The organism is Thermoflexus sp., assembly GCF_042408365.1.
Classification (GTDB): Bacteria; Chloroflexota; Anaerolineae; order Thermoflexales; family Thermoflexaceae; genus Thermoflexus.
Window position 1 is genome coordinate 1 of sequence record NZ_JBHOQJ010000114.1, and the last position, 2,949, is coordinate 2,949.

General features: G+C 62.6%; 4 protein-coding genes and 1 pseudogene. 3 read left to right on the forward strand and 2 right to left on the reverse strand.

Annotated features, from left to right (window positions below; all coding sequences use genetic code 11):
- Positions 1-483 (forward strand): MATE family efflux transporter (locus ACFMO5_RS05015; RefSeq protein WP_376791664.1); only part of this gene is annotated, 483 nt, incomplete at its 5' end.
- 146 nt (positions 484-629) lie between these two features.
- Here ACFMO5_RS05015 and ACFMO5_RS05020 read toward each other — a convergent pair.
- Positions 630-839 (reverse strand): hypothetical protein, encoded by a 210-nt coding sequence (locus tag ACFMO5_RS05020; RefSeq protein ID WP_376791665.1) that lies wholly within the window; start codon positions 837-839, stop codon positions 630-632.
- A gap of 293 nt (positions 840-1,132) precedes the next feature.
- On the opposite strand from ACFMO5_RS05020, the gene ACFMO5_RS05025 reads away from it, so the two are divergent.
- On the forward strand, positions 1,133-1,798 hold the full coding sequence (locus ACFMO5_RS05025; RefSeq protein ID WP_376791666.1) for a hypothetical protein: 666 nt from the start codon (positions 1,133-1,135) through the stop codon (positions 1,796-1,798).
- Positions 1,799-1,873: 75 nt separating this feature from the next.
- On the opposite strand, the gene ACFMO5_RS05030 is transcribed toward ACFMO5_RS05025, so the two are convergent.
- Positions 1,874-2,308: a hypothetical protein gene (locus ACFMO5_RS05030; protein ID WP_376791667.1), complete on the reverse strand. Its 435-nt coding sequence runs from the start codon at positions 2,306-2,308 to the stop codon at positions 1,874-1,876.
- Positions 2,309-2,627: 319 nt separating this feature from the next.
- On the opposite strand from ACFMO5_RS05030, the pseudogene ACFMO5_RS05035 reads away from it, so the two are divergent.
- A pseudogene (locus ACFMO5_RS05035) lies at positions 2,628-2,949 on the forward strand (hypothetical protein); the annotation flags it as partial.

Below are 2,949 nucleotides of genomic sequence, written 5' to 3' on the forward strand. Positions count from 1 at the left end.
CCCGGATGGGGGTTCGCCGTCGCCGCCTCCACCCTAACCGGCCAGGCGCTGGGGGCCAAACAGCCGGAAGCCGGGAAGCGGGCCACCTTCACCGCGCTCCTCCTGGCCCTGATCCTAATGGGGACGCTCGGCCTGGCCCTGGCGCTGGGGGGACCTTTACTGGTCGATCTCTTCACCGAGGATCCTATGGTCATCCGGCAAGGCGCAGCCGCCTTACGGATCGCGGCCCTGATCCAACCGATGATGGCGCTCAGCTTCGTGTTCTCCGGCGCCCTGCGCGGGGCCGGGGATACGCGTTATACATTGCTGATCACAGCCACCTCGATCTGGTTCGTCCGGCTTCCGATCGCGATTCTCTTCGCCCACAGCCTGGGCTGGGGATTGCCCGGGGCCTGGTTGGGTATGCTGGCGGATTTCTCCGTGCGGGCCGTGCTCTTCGGCTGGCGTTTCATCAGCGGGGCATGGCAGCGGGTGCACGTGTGAGCCTTTCCCATCTGAATCTAATACCAATTACCTATTGAAAGGCCGTATCTTCGGTGGGAAGCTGGGGGATTGCTTCTTGGATCCACCGCCAGCCGGCCAACCTTTTGACCCTCTCCGGGTCCGCCGCCAGCCGCTGCAACACTTCCTCAATCGCCGCCTTTTTCTTCTCTCCTTTCCACCGGGCGCCGAAGCTCCTCCACAATCCGCTCCGCCGGATGGAGCTCCGGCGAATCAGGAGGCCGTTCAATCCATTTCACCCCCACTTCCTGAACCTTCCGGGCTCGATGGCTGGGCGCTCGATCCCCAATCCACACCTCCATCCCCTTCTCCCGCCATTCCCGAACCACTTCCGCCATCGTTTCCTGGTTCAATTTCGACGTCCATTTCCATCGGTTAAGCCGCGCTTCAGCTTCAAGACACAACGGATGATCCCTTCCCCTCCCCACAGCCCTTTGGGCCGTGGGGAGGGGAAGGAAAACTCTTTCGGGAACCTTGGGTCCCCGCAAACCCCTAATCGAAGGGAGATGGGAACTCGTGTCATGGGTTATTCAGGAGACGCTCAGGTCACATCTCCTCCTCAGAACATCGTGACTGTTCACTTGTTGGTGAAATTGGGATCGTCGAGGGGGGACACCCCTGGAGGAGGCCCATGCGACGGTTGTTCGTCCTCCCCAAAGCCGAGCCCGAAAAGATCCAACTCCCCACCGTTTGCCCCCGGTCAGGGTGCCAAAGGAGGCACTTCCAGCGGTTTCAGGAGGTGACCCAGCGAGGGCGCGATACCCACTTCTCCGGGGAGCGATGTCCCCAGCATGAAGGTGAAGGGGAAGGGGTGGGGGATGAGTCCACCGGCCGGGTGCTCACGGTCGAGGGGTGGGAGGGGGAGGATGCGAAGACCTTGAAAGAATGGTTGGAGCCGGTGGTGGAGGCCGTGGGGGCCCAGGTGCTGGGGACCGACGATGCGGAGGCTGGCCAGGAGGTGGCCGATGCGTTGGGGCTGGGGCATCCGGTGGGCACGAACCCCGGGTCGCGGAACGGCGAGCGTAGCGGATCGGATTCGGTGGTGATGGTTGGATCGGTGGAATCGATGGGCGCGGTGGATGAAGGATCGGCCGTGGGAGGGGCCGAACGGGGAACGGCGGAACGGGACCCACCATGCGAGCGAGCGATGGGATGGTGGATGAAGGAGCGATATCGGACGATGCGGGGGTATCCGCGGGAGGAGTCCGCAGGGAACGGGAGTCGGCTTCTGGCCGGGTGTGGAAATCCCTTGAAGAGAAGTGGAGCCAGCCTGGCCATGGTGCTGGGCGAAAGGTGAAAAAGAAAAACCGAGACTCCACAGGGCGATCCAGCCTTGCCATCGTGTTGCCGATTTTTGAACAATCACCGCCCGTTACTCCCTCCTGGGTTGTTCGAGCCAGGACCAGAGCAACCCGGCAATCCCCATCCCGGTTATGAAGGCGGCCGCCTGGGCCAAATAGGTAGAAACCCGGAACGCGCCCAGCCAAGCCCGCAGGGGGTCCGGCATGAAGCTGACCAGCTGGAATCCGGGGGGAGCGCCGAGCCCGACGAACAGGAGCCCGAGGGGGATCATCCCCCAGAGCCAGCGGGAGCGCGGGCCGATCCATCGGAGCAATCCCAGGAACAGGGCCAGGGTGAGCCCGGCGAAGGCCAGGTTCAGGCCGACCCAGGTCCAGAGGAGGGGTTCCGATTGGAATGTCCGGGCTCGCTCAGCCTGAGCGGCCTCAAGCCAGCGATCGCTTCCCCAGGCAAAGAGCAGGTAAAGAACCAGGCTGATCCAGGGAGCAAGCGTTCGCAGAATCCGCATGTCGATTCCCCAGTGGGTATAGAGCTCCAGTCTACTTCCGAGAACTCCACTACATTGCGCTGCCTGAAGGGCGATGAGAGGGCATGGGGCATCTCCCATGAGACCTGTTGCATAATTTTGGGGCTGGGAAGGCCGCCGAAGGCAGCCTTCCCAGCCCCAAAAATCTTCTCCATAGGGCCTGAAGAGCCGGGAAGAGAAGGCCCTCTCTTGAATTATGCAACCAGCCTATTATTGTGCAAAAGGTCTATGGATTTCAGTGACTGTTCACCTGTTGGTGAAATTGGGATCATGGAGGGGAAACACCCCCTGGAGGAGGCCCATGCGATTGTTGTTCATCCTCCCCAAAGTCGAGCCCGAGAAGATCCCACTCCCCACCGTTGGCCCCCGGCCCGGGTGCAACGGGAAGTCCTTCCAGCGGGTTCAGGAGGTGACCCAGCGGGTGCGGGATCCCCACCTCTCCGAAGTCCAGGCCGATCGCGATCGATGCCCCCGGTGCGGCGATCTCTTCCGCGTCGATCCGGCCGGGGTCTCCCGAGACCATTTCTCCCAGCGGGTCCAGGGGTTCGCGGTGGTTCTCTCTCTCCTGGAGGCCCTGGGATGGTTGATGAGCCAGACCATGGTCGACCGAACGGTCCAGGAGG